At 32.3% G+C, this 17,368-nt stretch carries 13 protein-coding genes; 6 read left to right on the top strand and 7 right to left on the bottom strand.

The window, feature by feature from the left end; genetic code table 11:
- Positions 1-24: 24 nt before the first annotated feature.
- On the bottom strand, positions 25-435 hold the full coding sequence (locus D3P13_RS03265; protein ID WP_117880248.1) for a BrxA/BrxB family bacilliredoxin: 411 nt from the start codon (positions 433-435) through the stop codon (positions 25-27).
- Between the two features lie 95 nt (positions 436-530).
- On the opposite strand from D3P13_RS03265, the gene D3P13_RS03260 reads away from it, so the two are divergent.
- Positions 531-1,304: a TerB family tellurite resistance protein gene (locus D3P13_RS03260; RefSeq protein ID WP_117879850.1), complete on the top strand. Its 774-nt coding sequence runs from the start codon at positions 531-533 to the stop codon at positions 1,302-1,304.
- 69 nt (positions 1,305-1,373) lie between these two features.
- Here D3P13_RS03260 and D3P13_RS03255 read toward each other — a convergent pair whose 3' ends face one another.
- The gene (locus tag D3P13_RS03255; protein ID WP_317124788.1) at positions 1,374-2,270 is read right to left on the bottom strand and encodes a metallophosphoesterase; all 897 of its coding nucleotides are present in this window, start codon (positions 2,268-2,270) and stop codon (positions 1,374-1,376) included.
- A gap of 4 nt (positions 2,271-2,274) precedes the next feature.
- Positions 2,275-4,194 (bottom strand): M1 family aminopeptidase, encoded by a 1,920-nt coding sequence (locus D3P13_RS03250; protein ID WP_117879849.1) that lies wholly within the window; start codon positions 4,192-4,194, stop codon positions 2,275-2,277.
- A gap of 86 nt (positions 4,195-4,280) precedes the next feature.
- Between D3P13_RS03250 and D3P13_RS03245 the strand changes: the two genes are divergently transcribed.
- The 3 genes from D3P13_RS03245 (at position 4,281) to D3P13_RS03235 (ending at position 7,632) form a co-directional block, all read left to right on the top strand.
- Positions 4,281-5,870, top strand: a complete 1,590-nt coding sequence (locus D3P13_RS03245; protein WP_117880246.1) for a S41 family peptidase — start codon at positions 4,281-4,283, stop codon at positions 5,868-5,870.
- Between the two features lie 83 nt (positions 5,871-5,953).
- The gene (gene thiL, locus D3P13_RS03240) at positions 5,954-7,000 is read left to right on the top strand and encodes a thiamine-phosphate kinase (protein WP_117879848.1); all 1,047 of its coding nucleotides are present in this window, start codon (positions 5,954-5,956) and stop codon (positions 6,998-7,000) included.
- 62 nt (positions 7,001-7,062) lie between these two features.
- Positions 7,063-7,632 carry a DUF4377 domain-containing protein gene (locus D3P13_RS03235; RefSeq protein WP_117879847.1) on the top strand — a complete coding sequence of 190 codons (570 nt, stop codon included), beginning with the start codon at positions 7,063-7,065 and terminating at the stop codon, positions 7,630-7,632.
- On the opposite strand, the gene D3P13_RS03230 is transcribed toward D3P13_RS03235, so the two are convergent.
- Positions 7,633-8,739, bottom strand: coding sequence for a TlpA disulfide reductase family protein (locus D3P13_RS03230; protein WP_117879846.1), 1,107 nt, complete (start codon positions 8,737-8,739; stop codon positions 7,633-7,635).
- A gap of 39 nt (positions 8,740-8,778) precedes the next feature.
- Positions 8,779-9,567, bottom strand: a complete 789-nt coding sequence (locus tag D3P13_RS03225) for an alpha/beta fold hydrolase (protein WP_117879845.1) — start codon at positions 9,565-9,567, stop codon at positions 8,779-8,781.
- 40 nt (positions 9,568-9,607) lie between these two features.
- Here D3P13_RS03225 and brnQ point away from each other — a divergent pair, with 40 nt between their 5' ends.
- The gene (brnQ, locus tag D3P13_RS03220; RefSeq protein ID WP_117879844.1) at positions 9,608-10,921 is read left to right on the top strand and encodes a branched-chain amino acid transport system II carrier protein; all 1,314 of its coding nucleotides are present in this window, start codon (positions 9,608-9,610) and stop codon (positions 10,919-10,921) included.
- A gap of 438 nt (positions 10,922-11,359) precedes the next feature.
- Here the strand turns inward: brnQ and D3P13_RS03210 are convergent, their stop codons facing one another.
- The gene (locus tag D3P13_RS03210) at positions 11,360-15,892 is read right to left on the bottom strand and encodes a YCF48-related protein (protein ID WP_157972818.1); all 4,533 of its coding nucleotides are present in this window, start codon (positions 15,890-15,892) and stop codon (positions 11,360-11,362) included.
- A 154-nt stretch (positions 15,893-16,046) separates the two neighbouring features.
- A complete protein-coding gene (locus D3P13_RS22410; protein ID WP_394336446.1) occupies positions 16,047-16,139 on the bottom strand; it encodes a hypothetical protein in 93 nt (30 codons plus the stop codon).
- 365 nt (positions 16,140-16,504) lie between these two features.
- Between D3P13_RS22410 and D3P13_RS03205 the strand changes: the two genes are divergently transcribed.
- Positions 16,505-17,287 (top strand): slipin family protein, encoded by a 783-nt coding sequence (locus tag D3P13_RS03205; protein ID WP_117879841.1) that lies wholly within the window; start codon positions 16,505-16,507, stop codon positions 17,285-17,287.
- Positions 17,288-17,368 lie beyond the last annotated feature (81 nt).

Here is a 17,368-nt window from a genome sequence, read left to right as displayed (position 1 = left end):
ATGAAGAAGGTTAAATTGTAAGGTTTAACAAAACTCTTGATAAGCTCCTGCTAAATTTTCTGCAATCATTTCAGCAGTTCTACCTTCAATATGATGACGTTCTAACATGTGCACCAATTCACCATCCTTAAATAATGCAATTGCAGGTGAAGATGGAGGGAACGGAATCATATGTTCTCTCGCTTTATTCACTGCTTCAACATCATTTCCTGCAAAAACAGTTGTAAAATGATCTGGTTTTTTATCACTTGTAGTTGATAAAATAGCTCCTGGTCTTGCAGTACCTGCTGCACAACCACACACTGAATTTACCATTACTAAAGTGGTACCTTTTTCACTTAATATAGCGTCAACTTGGTCTGCAGATTTTAATTCTTGAAAACCAGCATCTACTAATTGTTGACGCATTGGTTTTACTATTTCTTCTGGATACATATTCTTTTCTTTTTTAAATTGAATGGCAAAGATAATCATTATTAAGAATAGTTCTAAGATAAATGTATCTTTGACCCCTTAATTGATTATTTTTTATGTCGAATTTTTCAAAATGGATAGGTGCTACCTTAGGTTGGTCTGTAGGAGGACCTATAGGTGGTATTTTAGGTTTTATTGTTGGTAGTTTAGTAGATGGATTTACTGAAGGGGATATGAATACGCTGGGTCAAGGCTCTAGAAATTCAACAAAAACGGCTGGTGGTGACTTTGAAATTAGTTTGTTGGTACTTGCTGCTGTAGTGATTAAAGCAGATGGTAGATCGAGCAAAAAAGAAATGGATTATGTACGTGATAACTTTGTTAGAATGTATGGTAAAGAGCGTGCGAATAATTCCTTTAAATTATTTAATGAAATAAGAAAGAAAGGTACTATTCCTACACGGCAAGTATGTATGCAAATCAGGGAACATATGACCCATGCTTCGCGATTGCAATTATTACATTTTTTGTTTGGTATTGCTCAATCAGATGGTTCTGTTAGTCAATCAGAAATTGATGCTATAAAACGTATTTCAACCTATTTATATATTAGCAGTCGCGATTTTGAATCTATTAAAGCAATGTTTTATGGTTCTTCATCTTCGTCTTCATCCTCAACATCGTATAGTAGTGTTACTGCCTATAAGATTTTAGAAATAACGAAAACAGCTACCAATGATGAGGTTAAAAAAGCCTATCGTAAAATGGCTAAAAAACACCATCCAGATAAGTTAAGACACTTGGGTGAAGCTCATCAAAAAGGTGCTGAAGAAAAGTTTAGACAAATACAAAAAGCATACGAGCAAATTCAAGCGGAGAGAGGACTTTAGTTAGCAGTAGCAGTTTTCAGTTGGCAGTAAAAAAAGTATTATGAAAATTCGTTGGGTAACTATTCGTTTTTACAAATACAATTCCAATTTTTGTGGTCCAGCTAATACCGTTTTTACAATATTATTTTGCCCATCCTCATCTTTTTCAAAATGCCATTTTACCATGGTAATTTCTAAATTTTCAATTTCAAGTCCAATAATAGAATTTGGATGTACACAACTACCATCATTAAAATAGGGTAAGAGTCCCGGATCTGGAAAACGCGGTCTATGTGTATGACCGGCAATCACCATTTGATTGTCATTTTTCAACATCCAGTTTTTTAATTTTTTCTCAATTCTGTTGAGTGTAGTGTTGTTTTTTGCAGGACTCGTAGGGTCTTTTACGTTAAACCATTTCTGTAAAGGCATCCATAAATAGCGTACAAAAAAACGACTCACTTTCCAAAACCTATAATTGAACCAATCGGCTTGATGCCCATGGATTAAGAATATTTTTTTGTCTGTATTTTCAATTTGTAACAACATACTTTCGTGATATTCCAAATTAAAAAGACGCTCTTTTTGTTTGATGTTTTTAGGCGGAAATATTTTATATAACATTTTTTCTACCGTTAACGGATCTCCAAAAATCATATCGTGATTTCCCCAAAGCATATACAGTCTATCATCATCATAAAACAATTTTAATAACTCAAACGAACTTTTATGGGCCTTGTAAATAGGCTCAAAAGAATAATTTTCCCAGAGTTCTACTCCATCACCTAATTCTATATAGGTGAAATTATTGTCATAGTATTCTTTTATAGCATGCTGATAAATAAGCATATTATGCAAAAAATCATCGGCATAACTATTGTCCCCTTTATGTAGATCACTAAAAAGTATAATTTTAGAATCTTTATTTATGGTTAAAGGTTTGGCGTTTTTAAAAGCGTTGTCTAAAATAGAATGCATTAATCCCATATAATTATTGCTTTAAAAAGGATTTGTTGATGGTGTTTTTATCCGTTTTTATTCTAATAAAATGCAAGCCATTTGTTAACGTAGAAACATCAATATTTTCTGAAGTAGTAAACTCACGTTCCATCTGACCTAATGTATTGTAGATGGTAATATTTTCAATACTCGTAAGGCCTGTCGTGGTTATTGTAAGTATGTTCGTTACAGGGTTGGGAAAAACGTTGAATTGCGAGGATATTTCATTATCAATTCCTAAAACAGCAGTATTATTTGTTGAAATTAAATGTACATCTGGGTCAATTTGAATTTGAGCTACTTGAAAACTTACCGTTTCTGTAAATTCTTGACCGTCGGTGGTATTATTTAAAACTACGTCTAAAATTTCGTTGTTGGTTCCTGTAATTCGAACGGGAATTGAAGCTTCAAAATAACTTACAGAAGCATGACTTTGCGTTTGATTTATTGTGATTTTTATTTCGTCATTTTCAGGTTGAACCCATGTTGCTGAGTAACTTGGATGACCTTCTCCATAGATCCAATCTGCAAAAAAATCTGATAAATCTTCTCCACTCGCATTTTCCATATTTGCTATAAAATCAGGAGTTTTCGCATAACTGTATGCTAAGTTGGGGTCTGCTAAATAATTTTTCATTCCTTGAAAAAAAACAACGTCTCCTAATTTTTTTCTGAGCATATGTAAAACCATCGATCCTTTGGTATAAGATAACCGACCATTGAATATTCTACTGACATTTGTTGTATCAATATCAGATAAATAAACAGAACCATCGGGCTGAGAAGTAATTTGATTTACGGAGCTTGTCCTCCAACTTTTAAAACTGGGTTCACCATCCAAATTTTCAATGGTAATTCCTGCTAAATACGTTGCAAAACTTTCATTGAGCCAAATATCTTTCCAACTACCACAGGTTATTTTATTCCCAAACCACTGGTGTGCCAATTCATGAGCAATTAATCCTCGGTTAAAGCTACCCATAAAAGAAACGGTGGTATGCTCCATGCCGCCACCCCATCCAAATTGAGCATGGCCATATTTTTCATCTGCAAAAGGGTATTCCTCAAACAACTCCGTAAATAAATTCATGATTTCAACAGTTACTGGAGTTTGGCTCTGGGCGGATGCTAAATTTTCAGGGTATACATAATTTACAATCTCAAACGGATTTCCGTTATTAGCCACGGTGTGATTATACGTGCTGTAATTTGTTACCGCTATGGCAATTAAATAGGCCGGAATGGGATATTTATGTTTAAAATGTGTGGTTTTTTGCCCCGCATTTAAGGTCTGACTTTGCTCTAATCCGTTAGAGACAGCAGTGTATAATTCTGGTGTTTTTAAATACACATCTATACTGTCAATTTTATCGTTGAGGTCTTGTTTACACGGCCACCAACCTTTTGCTCCAAAAGGTTCAGAAAGTGTCCAAATGATAGGCGTTCCATTATGTTCAGTTTGTTCAAAAGAGCCAAAGCCTGAACTTTGTGGGTTACCACTGTATGTAATTTTTATGGCTGTAGATTCTCCTTGTAATAATGTTTGCGGTAAAGTAATAATTAATTCATCATTTGCATTTTGAGAAAAGGCTAAAGAGGTTTCATTTTCTGAAACTGCTGACACCAACATGTTATCATCCAAATCAAAAGTTACAGTGCTTAAATTCTCTAGAGCAGTAAAGGTAGTTGTTACATCACCATTGATAAAAGCAATGGCAGGGTCAATAACCCAATCCATTCTATGATGCGTAACATCGTAGTTTGCAGTATTAATATTGGCTTTATAATTTATTAATTTAGTTGCCGCTTTTGCTTCGGCTTCAATAATGGTTGATAGTTCCATTTGTTGTGCAAAGGCAAAGCAACCTCCAAAAATGAAAAGAAGTGTTAATATGTTTTGCTTTAGCGGCATAAATAGTATTTTTGGACTTTAAAAGTACCAATATAAATCAGTTCATTATAAAATTTCCTTTTATTTTTGTGCTTTACCCATCTTTTATGCAAAAACTACTTTTATATTTTTGTGTTTTTTTATTGCTATTTTCTTGTGTAAGTGTTAAATCTTATAACGAAGAAATTGCTGTAAATCATTCTGCACGTAGTTTAAAAAAAGATGTAAATGTGGCGTATAAGAAACTACAAAAACTACATCCTCGGTTATATCAATATATACCAAAACCTACACTAGATTATAAATTTGATAGCTTAAAAAATACCATTGTTTCGCCTTTAACAAGTAAGCAATTTTATGAAAAATTAGCTCCAGTTGTATCAGAAGTTCGACAAGGACATATTACGGTTAGTCCTCCATTAAAGCGGTTCACTAGTAAAGAAAGAAAGGCGTTAAATAAAAATAAGTTTGAGTTTTATGCTTTAGATTTTGAATACTTAAATGACAGTTTGTGGATTGTAGATACAAGGGGGTTAGATTCTACCATCGTTGGTAGTAAGGCAGTCAAAATAAATGGAGAAGATATTTATAAACTTTTTAAAAAATATAAAAAATTATTTTCATCAGACGGTTATAACAACACCTTTCAGAATAGAATAATAGCCTCTCGCTTTTCTGGTTTTTATTATAAAGATAAAGGGTTTGTAGACAGCCTTTCAATCACATTAAAAAAAGAAGATTCTGTCTTTACGAAAATGTTTAGAAGAATTTCTAAAGATTCTGTAAAAGGGAAAAAGGAAATAGATTCACTATCGAAAAAACCAAAGAAACTAACTGATCAAGAAAAGAAAGATTTAAAACTGAAGCAGAAACAAAAGAAGGATAGAGATTATATTTATGGTTTTGAAAAAGATAGAAATAGATATACTCGAAATTTAAATTTTATAGGTAAGGATAGTAGTGTTGCATTTATGAAAATACGCAGCTTTGGTAACGGAAATTATAAAAATTTTTATAAAGAAAGTTTTGCTAAAATAGACTCGTTAAAAACGAAGTATTTAATCTTAGATTTAAGAGATAATACGGGCGGTAGGCTTGACGAAATTGATAAATTATATTCGTATTTAACAGATAAAGAATACCAGTTAATTGAAAAGTCTGAGGTCTTAACACGGCAGCCTTTTTTAACCTCAATGTTATCAAAAAACAGTTCCTCATTTGTAAAAATTGGAGCCGTGTTGTTATCCCCTTTTGTAGCCATACACAATTTGTTTAAATCTGGAAAAAATGAAGGAAAAACCTATTTCTCATTTTCTAGTGCTAACCTAAAAAAACCAGATCCTTTACATTTTAATGGAGAAATGTATGTGTTGATTAATGGAGCTTCATTTTCTGCATCTTCTATCTTGTCTACAAATTTACATGCCAATAAAAGAGCTACTTTTGTGGGCGAAGAAACAGGTGGTGCTTATAATGGAACCGTTGCTGGTTTATTTAAATATATTGAATTGCCTAACTCAAAAGTAAAAATGAATATTGGTCTCGCTCAAATTGAGGCACCGTATGTAATGGATCCTGATGGATATGGAATACAACCAGATGTAGAAATACTACCAACCATAGAAGATAGATTAAACAAGATAGACCCTGAATTGGATTGGGTTTTAAATGATATAGAAGTAAAGAAAAATAATTAATTATAGCGTATTCAAGAATCTATTATATGCGGAATATAATTATAAAAGATGCTACGCCTCACGCTTAAGGACAAAAAAATATTATGTTAGAAGATAAAAACGAACAAAGAACCTCATTAGCTGAATTAGGAGAGTTTGGATTAATAAAACACTTAACAGATCAGGTTAAGTTAACACATACATCTTCCATAAAAGGAGTTGGTGATGACGCTGCTGTGTTGGAATTTAAGGACAAACAGATTTTGGTAACTACTGATTTATTGATAGAAGGTGTTCATTTTGATTTGTCTTATATGCCCTTAAAACACTTAGGTTATAAGGCTGTTATGGTTAATTTATCTGATGTCTATGCCATGAATGGCAAGGCTACTCAAATTACGGTTTCATTGGCAGTTTCTAATCGTTTTCCTTTAGAAGCTATTGAAGAATTGTATGCGGGTATTCACTTAGCTTGTAAAACATATAATGTCGATTTAATAGGTGGTGATACGTCTTCTTCTACAAAAGGTTTGTTGCTAAGTATTACAGCAATTGGAGAGGCCAATAAAGAAGATATTGTCTATAGAAATGGAGCAAAGCCTAATGATTTAATAGTGGTTACCGGAGATTTAGGTGCTGCTTATTTAGGATTACAAGTTTTAGAACGTGAAAAGCAAGTTTTTCAAGCCAATCCAAATGCACAGCCTGAGTTAGATAATTATACCTACTTGGTAGAGCGTCAGCTAAAACCAGAAGCTAGAAAAGACATCCCAAATTTGCTAAAAGAGCTGGATGTAAAACCTACTTCTATGATTGATATTAGCGATGGCTTGTCGTCAGAAATTATTCATATTTGTAGCCAAAGTGAAGTGGGTTGTAATTTGTTTGAAGATAAATTTCCTTTAGACCCACAGGTAATTTCAACTTGTGAAGAATTTAAATTGGACAGTACAACAGTGGCTTTAAGTGGTGGTGAAGATTATGAATTACTTTTTACAGTTGACACGGCAGATTATCCTAAAATAAAGGCAAATCCGCATTTAACTGTTATAGGTCACATTACTGAAAAAGATGAAGGAATGAATTTGATAACACGAGGCAATCAAAAAATAGAATTGACGGCTCAAGGTTGGAATGCCATGTTGAAATAAGTTTAAATCATAAACTAAGCAACCCTTTTTTTAATTTAGTATCTACTTATAAATTCAATTCTATGAAGTTTATAAGCTTTTCCATGATTCTTTTTATTGCATGTTTAATTTCAGTAGCATCTTGTACAAGTGATGATGATGTGGAAATTGTAACCCTAAAAGTGAATCACTTTAAGCAATCTGGTAATTCGATGATTCCTTATCAATTTTTTTTGGTGCAACAAGACGTAGCTATTGGAGGTGATGATTGGTATTTTTTTTATAATGGAATAGAAGGTTTTGACTATGAATTGGGTTATGTATACACGTTAAAGGTAGAAAAGGAAATTATAGGAAATCTTATGGCAGACGGAGGTTCAGTAAAGTATAAACTTATTGAAGAGATAGGTAAAGAAAAGGCACCTTCTGATATTTCTTTTGAAATTCTTTTGTCAAGAACTTACGACGATAGTTTTTTTGAACCTTTTTTTACAAAGTCCGACCATTCAACTTTTGAGTTATTAGATGGAACTACAATAGATTGTGCTAATTTATGTGATGAGCTAACTGAAAAGTTAGCTGCAAAAGAAGCTATTACAGGCGTATTTCATCATTCAGAAAATAACAGTTTAGAATTAACAGCACTGAAATAATTAGTTCGCCATTACTTGATCAACCAATTTTTCTAACTCCTCAGCATGTAAATCTTTGGCAATAATTATTCCTTTACTGTCTATTAAATAGTTCATAGGTAACGCAGTTACTGCAAAATTATAAGCGGCTGGTGTTTCAAAGCCTTGTAAGGAAGATACATTTGCCCAAATTCTATGGTCTTTAGCCATGGCATTGGTCCATTGTTTTTCATTGGTATCTAAAGACACCCCGTAAATAGTAAAGCCTTTGTCTTTATACTTTTCGTACAATTTATTTAAGATGTCACTTTCTCTTCGGCAGGGTCCACACCAACTTGCCCAAAAATCGATTAACGTATATTTTTCGGTGATAGAAAAAAGGCTAACAGTATCTTTATTGGCTGCTGTCATTACAATACCTGGTACTTTTCCGCCTACTGCTGTTTGTTGTAATCGCGTTACTTTTTCTCTTAATTTTTTGGAAATAGCTAAATCAGGATGAGCAGTTTCAAACGCAGTTGTTAGGCTATCAAAGAATTTAATATTATTATCTTTCCATCGCAATGAGGTAGGGTAAATGGCAATGCTAGTTCCCATTTTATCCTTTATAAAAGTGTTTAATTCTGCCAAATGCAAATCATAATTTTTTAACTCTAATTTACCTAAAGAATCAATGGTTTTAGGGTTTGGGTTTTCAGATTTGTTTTCAGCGGTAATTTTTTTCCTGATGGAGTTAACTAAACGTTCTAAAGATTCTTTTCGCAACTTTTCATACGCATTAAGCAAGTCGGTATCTTTTGAACCGGTAACCAAAGATTTTGAATTAATATTTTCTATTGTAATTTGTTGATCTTTAGCTATTGCCAATGGTATATTTTCATTTTCATTAAGTACTAAAGTATAGTAGTGCGACTCATCATTAAGTGCGTACTCAAAATTTCCATATTCGTCTAATTTTATGGTATCTATCAGTTTAGAAACTTTTCGTTCTATATCACTTTCTTGTTGTAGAATGATATACTTATTTTCGGAATTATTAATCTTACCCTGTAATGTGAAGGTTGAATTTTCTTTTTTAGAACATGATGTAAAAAGAATAATTGTCAATAAAAATAGTATTCGCTGCATAGGTAGTGTTTGTGACTAAGTTGTCGTTAAAAAGTGATGTTAATTACAAGATTTTATAAAATCTATTAGTGTTTTAGTAAGCTCATTCTTATTTTCAATATGACTCATATGTCCGTCAGGGAATTCAACTACTTGAACTTCAGTATTTTTTACTTGGTTTTTAAGTGATTCTGAATCTAAAACAGGGTCTTTTTTACCGAGAATCATCAATTTCTTGAAGGTAGCTTTTTTTAAAATGATCGTACTGTCTTTTCGAATTTTCATTCCTTCTAAAGACGCTATAATCCCCTGAATTGATAATTTTAAAGAACTGTTTATGATGTGTTCAATTTCGTTTTTATACGTGGCTCTATTTTGTTCGCAAAATAAATTAGGAATTGACATTCTGATAAATGCCTTATGATTCTGTTTTACGGCTACAATGGCCCTATCTCGGTTTATTTTTTTCTCTTTGCTATCTGCTTCAAAAGTGGAGTTCATCAAACAAACGCCTTTAATTGTATTGGGAAATAATTTAGCAAATGCAAGACTGATATAGCCACCCATGCTATGTCCAATAATTACATATTTGCGTAATTTCAGATGTTTTAAGACCGCCTTTACCATTTCAGCTTGTTCTTCCATGGTATGGATATATCCTAAATTATCGGATGCTCCATGGCCTAATAAATCAATAGAAATCACTTTATTTCTTTTTGAAAGTTCTTCAGAAACGGCATCCCACATGGTTAAATCTTCTAAGAAGCCATGAAGTAAGATAACAGCGGCTCCTTTACCAGAAGTACGATACCGCACCGCGGTATTTTTGTATGTAAAAAAATTATCCATCCCACAAAAATAACTATATTGGCTTACTTATTTTTAATTAGTGAATAAAACAAAAGAAATTCTTGTTACTGGGTTTGCCTTGTTCTCCTTATTTTTTGGAGCAGGCAATTTATTGCTACCGCCTTTGTTAGGTTATAATGCAGGTTCTGACTGGTTTTTGGTATCATTAGGCTTTATGATTACGGCTGTAGTTATACCGATACTTGGTATTTTTGCACATGCCAAATTACAAGGAACCATGTATGATTTTGGTAAAAAGGTTTCCCCTCTTTTTAGTGTAATCTATTGTGTAATTGTCTACATCATTGCGATAGCCATACCTTCACCTAGAACTGCCGCTGCCACGCATGAAATTGCCATTTATCCACTCTTTAAAACAAGTCCGTTATTAACCAGTAGTGTTTATTTCGGACTGGTTTTATTATTTGTGCTCAATCGCTCTAAAATCTTAAGCTTTATTGGTAAATTTTTGACGCCTCTAATTGTAGTCATGCTGTTTTTAGTAATTGGAATAGGCTTGTTTTCTAGTGATATGCTTATGAATCCATCAAATTTTGAGACTCCAATTGTTGATGGCTTGTTAGAAGGTTATCAAACTTTTGATGCTATTGGTGCCGTTGTGGTGGGTGCTGTTATCATTATATCATTGAATATAAAAAGTAATACTTCATTTGAAGCTAAAAAAGACTTGATTAAAAAGGCAGGCTTTATAGCGGGCTCAGGGTTGTTTATTATTTATGCGGGACTCATTGCTTTAGGGTCATTTTATGGTGCAGAAATATTTATTGATGATGCTTTAAGTAGTGATATGCAAAGAGCCAATCTATTGATGGGAATTAGTCTACGAACCTTAGGCCCCATTGGAAATTTATTTTTAAGTGTTTTGATAGCGTTGGCTTGCTTTACTACCGCTGTGGGGATAGTTGCAGGTACGGCCGATTACTTTAAAGGTTTGTTTAAAAACTCTCAGAAAGCCTATGTAATAACCGCAGTATCGGGTTGTGTGTTAGGTATTTTAGTGGGGCAGCTTAATTTCTATTCTATTATTATGATTGCTTTACCTGTTTTAATGTTTATTTATCCAATAACAATCATACTGATTTTATTGAATGTGGTACCCGACAAATTTGCTTCTAAATCTGTTTTTAGAATGGTAGTCATCATTACTTTTTTATTCAGTATTCCAGATTTTTTACAGTTTATACTTCCTGCAGAAAGTTTAAGCGGCGTACAAAGTAGTATTCCGTTGGCAAAATATAGTTTGGGTTGGGTATTACCTGCTTTTGTAATGTTTATTTTAGTGAATATAGTGGATATTTATAAAGCTCGGAAAAACTATAGTCCTGCTCGGTAAACTACAAAAAACGTACAGATTATAGCCACTAATATAAAGGTGGCCATAGTCCAAATGATTGTTTTTAAATTAATTCTTATTCTTTCAAGCTTTTGGCGGGTCATTTGTTGAGAGTACAAAACCTCTAATTTATAATCTTGTTCACTTAGTTTACTATAATGGTCCATGAACTTTTTCTTTCTGTGTGCATGTGGATGTGGCATGTTAGGTTGATTTAGTTGGTTTTAAAGAGAATAGGCTATGTTTAAATATGTTGTGCTTTAGGTAAAAAAGCACACTTAATTCGTTTTTTATATAGATGTAGTCCAATTGTGTAATTGGGGGAGTTAGGGGAGAACATGTTTAGCGATTAAATAAAGTGCTAATTTAGAGGATTATAGACTGAAATCCAAATAAATAAAGAGTTAATCGATAGATTTTTGCTGTTCACATATAATCTTATATTTTAATTATTTTTTTTGTATATTTTTTATTATCTATGTTAAGCTTTACTATGTAAACACCTGAGGGGATTCCCTCAAGGTTTATATTTGTGTTTTTACTGCTTTTTAAGTTTTTAGTAATTACTAGACGCCCTGTCATATCAAATATTTCAACTTTTGCAGTATTGATGTATAAATCTGAATCTAAGTTAATATAAAATTTATTTTGAGTAGGATTGGGATAGATAGTAAGATTGTCATTACTAAAATGTTCTACACCTAATGCCCCACCAATTGTAATACTTAATTTTGCACTTTTACGGGTTCCAGAATTTTTTTTTGTTTCTATGACTTCAATTTCTCCAAAACCATTTTCTCCCCAATCAATAGTAATAATGTTGATATTGGGGCTAAAATTTTGGTGTCCATCTACAAACCAACTATATCTAGAGTCATCATTTAGATTGGTAAAATACTCATTATTTAATGAAAACGCTTCTACATCTAAGGCTCCCGTTATAATAGGACTTGGCACATCCTCAACCACAACTGTAAGTTCGCGGCTAGCGATAGTAGAACAATCGTTTATGGAAGTAACAGTTATTAAATATGTACCAGCTCTTTTCCAGTTGATGGTGGCTTTATTGTCATTATAAATAATTTCATTATCACCCGAAACAGTCCAATTGTAATTTTCATTAAGTTGTTTAATAATACCGTATTCTTCTTTTGATTGAGAAGTTACATATTTGTCACCTTCAATATATCCAATTGCATTGGGCGAACTTTTAGTGCCAATTTTTGTGAGATTTCTGTAACCCGCCAAATAAAGTGTACCATTGTCATAAAATGTATCAATAATTTCATTATCATAATAAAGACTGACCCAAGAATTACCGCCATCGCTCGTTTTCCAAACCCTATTTTCTGTTGCAACAATGTATTCCAATTCGTTAATTACATGTATAAATTTTATAAGTCCTCCTAAATCATTATATGTATTTAACCAAGTATTTCCACTATCTGTTGATTTGAATAAACCGTAATTACTTCCTACTAAAACAATATCATTAAAACCGCTAATTGAATAGCTGTTACTAATTGTAAGGTTAGCGTCATGCAATACTAATTCATTCCAAGTTTTTCCTCCGTCAACTGTTTTATAAGACGAACCAATTCCCACAGAATAACCTTCATTTTCATTTTTAAAATATAATTGAACTCCAAAGCTAGCTGTTGGGTGTACATCAACCCAAGTTGCTCCACCATCGACGGACTTAAAAATGCCAGAATCCCCATTTCCATAAATTATCTGTTCGTTCAGAAAGTAAACATGCCTTATGTAATTGGTTTCGCCCAACAGTACCCATGTATTTCCTTGGTCAGTACTTTTATATAAACTATTGACTCCTAATACATAAATATTATCGTCAATAACTTTCATTTGTATAATATGCTCTTCGGGAGATGTAATATCCTGCCAAGTAACACCTCCGTCTTTCGTTCTACTAGAAACAAATCTAGAAAAAACATATCCATTTTTTTCTTTAAAATCAATAGCATTATAACCATAAGAATCTGGATAAACATTCGACCTCATTATCCAATTATCATTTGATTTTTTTAAGTGTATTATACTACCAGTGGTAAACCCAATACAACAAGTTGCTGCATGCCCTGCTACGGCAATATCACCATTACTATTAAAATCAATTCCGTGTAGATCACCATATTTTTCAGTTTCGAGCATTTTCCAGGTAATTCCCCCATCTTTGGTCTCGTAGATTTTGTGTCCCAATATGTATCCAACATTTTCATTTTGAAACTTAATTGTACTTAAATCTACGGTTGCAATTTTTCCAATTTTTGTCCATGTTTCACCTCCATCACTTGTTTTTATGACTTCACCTGATTTTGCCAAAATAAACCCGATTTTTTCATCAATAAATGTAATGTCTTTTGAGGGGTTCCAATATGTCAATTCAGGAATGTTTAAAGCTTTACTTTCCCATGTTTCTCCACCATCAACGGTTTTAAGAATAGACGTGTTTCCTAAAGTTAAATATCCAATAGACTGGTTAACAAAATAACCTGCTGAGAAACTTGAGTTACCATGATTAAGAGCTTTCCAATATCTGCCACCATTTATTGTTTTATAAATTTTACCATCTCCGCCAAAAACATAACCTACCTCTGAATTATCGAAAAATAAATTATTTAGCCTTGGATAACTATTTAATTTGTTAAGAAATTCAAGTGGGTACCAAGTTTCTCCTCCATCTTCTGTCTTTAACATTTTTTCACCAATTGCATACCCTATTTTATCAGAAGTAAATTGAACATGATTTAGGTGTTCAAATATTTCACTACTCATCATTCTCCAACTATCACCAGCATCGTCAGACTTTATTATTGTTCCGTTAGTGCCAACAGCAACAATTGTTTCATTATTAACGTATGTTATATCATTTAATCCATAGGCTAAATCAATTTGGTCAATTGGGCAAGGTTCAGAATCTTTTTCTTCAGTAATATCAATAACCTTTATAGTTATATTTTCCAAGATTACATTTCCAGTGATATTGTTCGTAGCTTTTAGTTGAATTACATATGTATTTTTAAGCTCATAGTCGAATGACTTATTAGTCTTTAATTCATCGTTAACAATTTCAAAATACTGATTATCTGTATAATCGCCATCTGAATCTAATTCGTATGAAAAATTATCATTACTACCCTTGACGCTAATTTTACCTATAACAGAATTAATTGGTGAATTTTCTGAAATATTATCATTGTCAATCGTAATGTTTTTATTTATAGTGTCAAAAATAATTTCTTTATTTAAGTTTATATTTTCTTCTGGTTGTTCGCCAATTTCATCATCAGCAAACCCAACTAGGTTTATAATAAACTTTGGGTTGGTAATATCATTGCTTTGTATGGTTAGGGACCCTTTTTTTAATCCCTTTGTGCCGGGAAAAAATGTTACTTCAAATTCGAATAGTTCGTTAGGTTTTATGGATCTGGGAAAATTACCTTCTGGATTTTCGTTATTAATATTTCTAAGTTGATCACCATTAATATAAAAATCTTCTGCAACGATTTCAATTTTTGAAAAAACTAAAGCTTTATTACCTCTATTGGCAATTTTAAATTTCATTGTTTCAACGGTATCAATTTTAGATTCAAAATTAATTTGAGAATTATTGAGCAAAAGAGGATAACTTCTCTTAACTTCCATTATTGGATTTGAGATGGTAGTATATAATGCCTTTTTATCCTGAAAATTGGCTTCAAAATATATCATGTTTTCAGCACTTTTTATGTTGAAAATATCATCTGAGGCTTTGGACGAGATAGATAAATCACTAAATTTTTTTGTATTTTCTGTTGTTCCGTCGGTTGAGATTAACTGATTACTAGTTGTATAAAATAATAAGTCATTAAATACAAACATGTCAATAGTACTACTTAATTGAGAATTTAGAGCTTCAACTGTTCCTGCATTGGTTCCGTTCGATTTCCACAATTTAAAACTGTTTTGACTACCTGAATTGAAGTAAAGTTCATTTTTATATTCAATAAAATTGGACATATTAGACCCAGACCAATGCCTATCCCATTTAAAGCTTGTAATAGCCGTAGTTCCAGTTGTTGTGCCATCGGTTTTCCATAGTACATCTGTATCGTCTTGAGAGTTATAATCCGTTGTTATAGAAAAATAAACAGAACTACCAACTTGGGTGAAATTATGAATATCAATATCTCCATATTGGGGTTGAATAAATTCATGAAGCAATGTTTGGTTTCCTAAATCATCTAATCTGTAAAATCTTAAATTTTGACCAGAATAATTTACAGATGTAATAAAGTACAATCCGTTTTCAAAAGCATTTAAATTAGATATTACAGGGTATGGGTCTACATTATTAATTTCTATTGGTATCAATGTTTTGGTAGTAAAATTGAATTCGTATAATCCACTAGAAATTACATAAAATTTGGTTTTTGTTACTATTAGGTTGGTTATTCGTTGTGTTCCTCCATCATATATTTTAATGGTTCCACTTTCAGTTCCATCTGTTTTCCATATTTGATAGTTTCCATTAATATAATTATCTGTGGCAGTAAAATATAATTCGTTATTAAAAATGGTTAAATTGTTTATGTAAGAGCCCTGACCCAAAGAGGTATGAATATTTTTGATCATAACAGTTCCATTTTCTGTTCCGTTGGTTTTCCATAACTCTTGTCCAAAAACACCGTCGTTTGCTGAAAAATATACTTCACCTTTAAAAACTTTTAGGTTCGTGGGATAACTACTTCCTAATGTACTAATATCTTTAATTAGGAAAGTTCCTTCTTTTGTGCCATCAGAGGTCCACAGTTCTTTACCATGTAAATTATCTGTAGCTGTGAAATAAGATTGGTTATTAACAGTTGTAAATTCGGTTATTGAATGGAATTCTTGAATAAAAGTTTGACCATAATTAAAGCAATTATAAGAAATTAGGAATAGTAAAGATAGAATGTAATTTTTTCTCATATCAATTTTTTTTTGAGAATAACGTAAGGAAGTTTGCTTTGAAATGAATTTTTGGTCACACGTAGCGTTTAAAAAATAATAAAACAAATTTATGATTTTTCTAACTAAGAATTAATATAAGTAAGCTTATCATGGACTTATAATTTTCTCCTTTTTATTCTGCTTTTTCGTAAGCTTCTTTTAACCAATGGAATAACTGCTCATCAACTTCAGCGGTTGAATTTAATTTTATGCGGTGCGAACACATGGTACCAAAATGACCAGAGCTTTCAAGTCTGTCTGTTGTTAATTTATCTTTTATTTTTAAACGAATTCAATTTGGGTTTTAGTAGCGGGTATTTCACTATGTTATTAACTTTTTATGCGGTGAATAGGGTTAAGATTAAATAAACGCTATATCAAAAACTTTCAATAAAATTTAGGCAACATTCTATTTTGCAATTGCTTAAGAATTTCGTAACTTTAAAATGAATTTTCAAAGCCGGTAAAAATACGTATAGTGTTTTATAGGGCTACTTTTATAAGCTATAAGTCGCGATAATCGATTTTTCAGCCGTCTTTTCAGAATCTTAATTTATAAGATTACCACACAAAATTTATAATATTATTAGTATGAACCCTCCAATGTTATTTAGCATCATTTTAGCTTTGTTTTTACTTGCTGGAATACGCGTTATTTTTGAATACAAAAGAGCCTTAAAATTTAGATTTGGTAAATATGTTAAAACCTTAGACCCTGGCTTAAGATGGGTTATTCCACTCATTGAAACCATTCAAATTGTTGATGTCCGTGTTATTACTATCAATATAGTCTCACAAGAAGTAATGACCGCAGATAATGTACCCTGTAGTATAGATGGTGTTGTTTTTTTTAAAATAAGCAGCCCTGAAAAAGCGGTGTTGGAAGTTGAGGAGTATAATTTTGCCATTACCCAATTGGCACAAGCTGCTTTACGGGATGTTTGTGGAAAAGTGGAGTTAGATACTATTCTTTCTAAAAGAGAAGAAATGGGTAAAAATATTAAAGCAATTGTTGAGCAGGAAACCAGTGAATGGGGTATTGTTATTATTGATGTTAAAATTAAAGATATTCAATTACCCGAAAACATGAGACGAATGATGGCTAATCAGGCAGAAGCAGAACGCTCAAGAAGGGCCCGGGTTATATTGGCATTGGCAGAAGAGCAAGCTGCAGGTAAATTGTTAGAGGCAGGTAAATTGATAGATCAATCACCATCGGCTATAAAATTAAGATTGTATCAAACGCTCGCAAATATTGCCGCAGAAAAAAATTCGACTATACTTTTCCCATTTCCCGAAGAGGCATTGCCAAGACGTGCCAGAAAGAAAACTAAAAAAATCAAAAAAACGAAAAACAAAACGAATAAATCTTAAAAGCATTGGTTTTATGAGGTTATTTCTCTGATTGTCCGTAATGTGACATAATCGGTTCGTCACCCTGTCCCGACGCTTCGG

The organism is Aureibaculum luteum, from assembly GCF_003449015.1.
GTDB classification, from domain to species: Bacteria; Bacteroidota; Bacteroidia; order Flavobacteriales; family Flavobacteriaceae; genus Aureibaculum; species Aureibaculum luteum.
The sequence above is the reverse complement of the archived record's forward strand: the minus strand, read 5'-3'. Positions and strand labels throughout refer to the sequence as shown.

What these genes read in the sequence shown, in the direction of transcription:
- D3P13_RS03205 (WP_117879841.1), top strand. Translation starts at nt 16,505, where the DNA reads ATGAACCCTCCAATGTTATTTAGCATCATTTTAGCTTTGTTTTTACTT.
- D3P13_RS03235 (WP_117879847.1), top strand. Translation starts at nt 7,063, where the DNA reads ATGAAGTTTATAAGCTTTTCCATGATTCTTTTTATTGCATGTTTAATT.
- D3P13_RS03225 (WP_117879845.1), bottom strand. Translation starts at nt 9,567, where the DNA reads ATGGATAATTTTTTTACATACAAAAATACCGCGGTGCGGTATCGTACT.
- D3P13_RS03250 (WP_117879849.1), bottom strand. Translation starts at nt 4,194, where the DNA reads ATGCCGCTAAAGCAAAACATATTAACACTTCTTTTCATTTTTGGAGGT.
- D3P13_RS03245 (WP_117880246.1), top strand. Translation starts at nt 4,281, where the DNA reads ATGCAAAAACTACTTTTATATTTTTGTGTTTTTTTATTGCTATTTTCT.
- D3P13_RS03255 (WP_317124788.1), bottom strand. Translation starts at nt 2,270, where the DNA reads ATGGGATTAATGCATTCTATTTTAGACAACGCTTTTAAAAACGCCAAA.
- D3P13_RS03210 (WP_157972818.1), bottom strand. Translation starts at nt 15,892, where the DNA reads ATGAGAAAAAATTACATTCTATCTTTACTATTCCTAATTTCTTATAAT.
- D3P13_RS03265 (WP_117880248.1), bottom strand. Translation starts at nt 435, where the DNA reads ATGTATCCAGAAGAAATAGTAAAACCAATGCGTCAACAATTAGTAGAT.
- D3P13_RS03230 (WP_117879846.1), bottom strand. Translation starts at nt 8,739, where the DNA reads ATGCAGCGAATACTATTTTTATTGACAATTATTCTTTTTACATCATGT.
- thiL (WP_117879848.1), top strand. Translation starts at nt 5,954, where the DNA reads ATGTTAGAAGATAAAAACGAACAAAGAACCTCATTAGCTGAATTAGGA.
- D3P13_RS03260 (WP_117879850.1), top strand. Translation starts at nt 531, where the DNA reads ATGTCGAATTTTTCAAAATGGATAGGTGCTACCTTAGGTTGGTCTGTA.
- D3P13_RS22410 (WP_394336446.1), bottom strand. Translation starts at nt 16,139, where the DNA reads ATGTGTTCGCACCGCATAAAATTAAATTCAACCGCTGAAGTTGATGAG.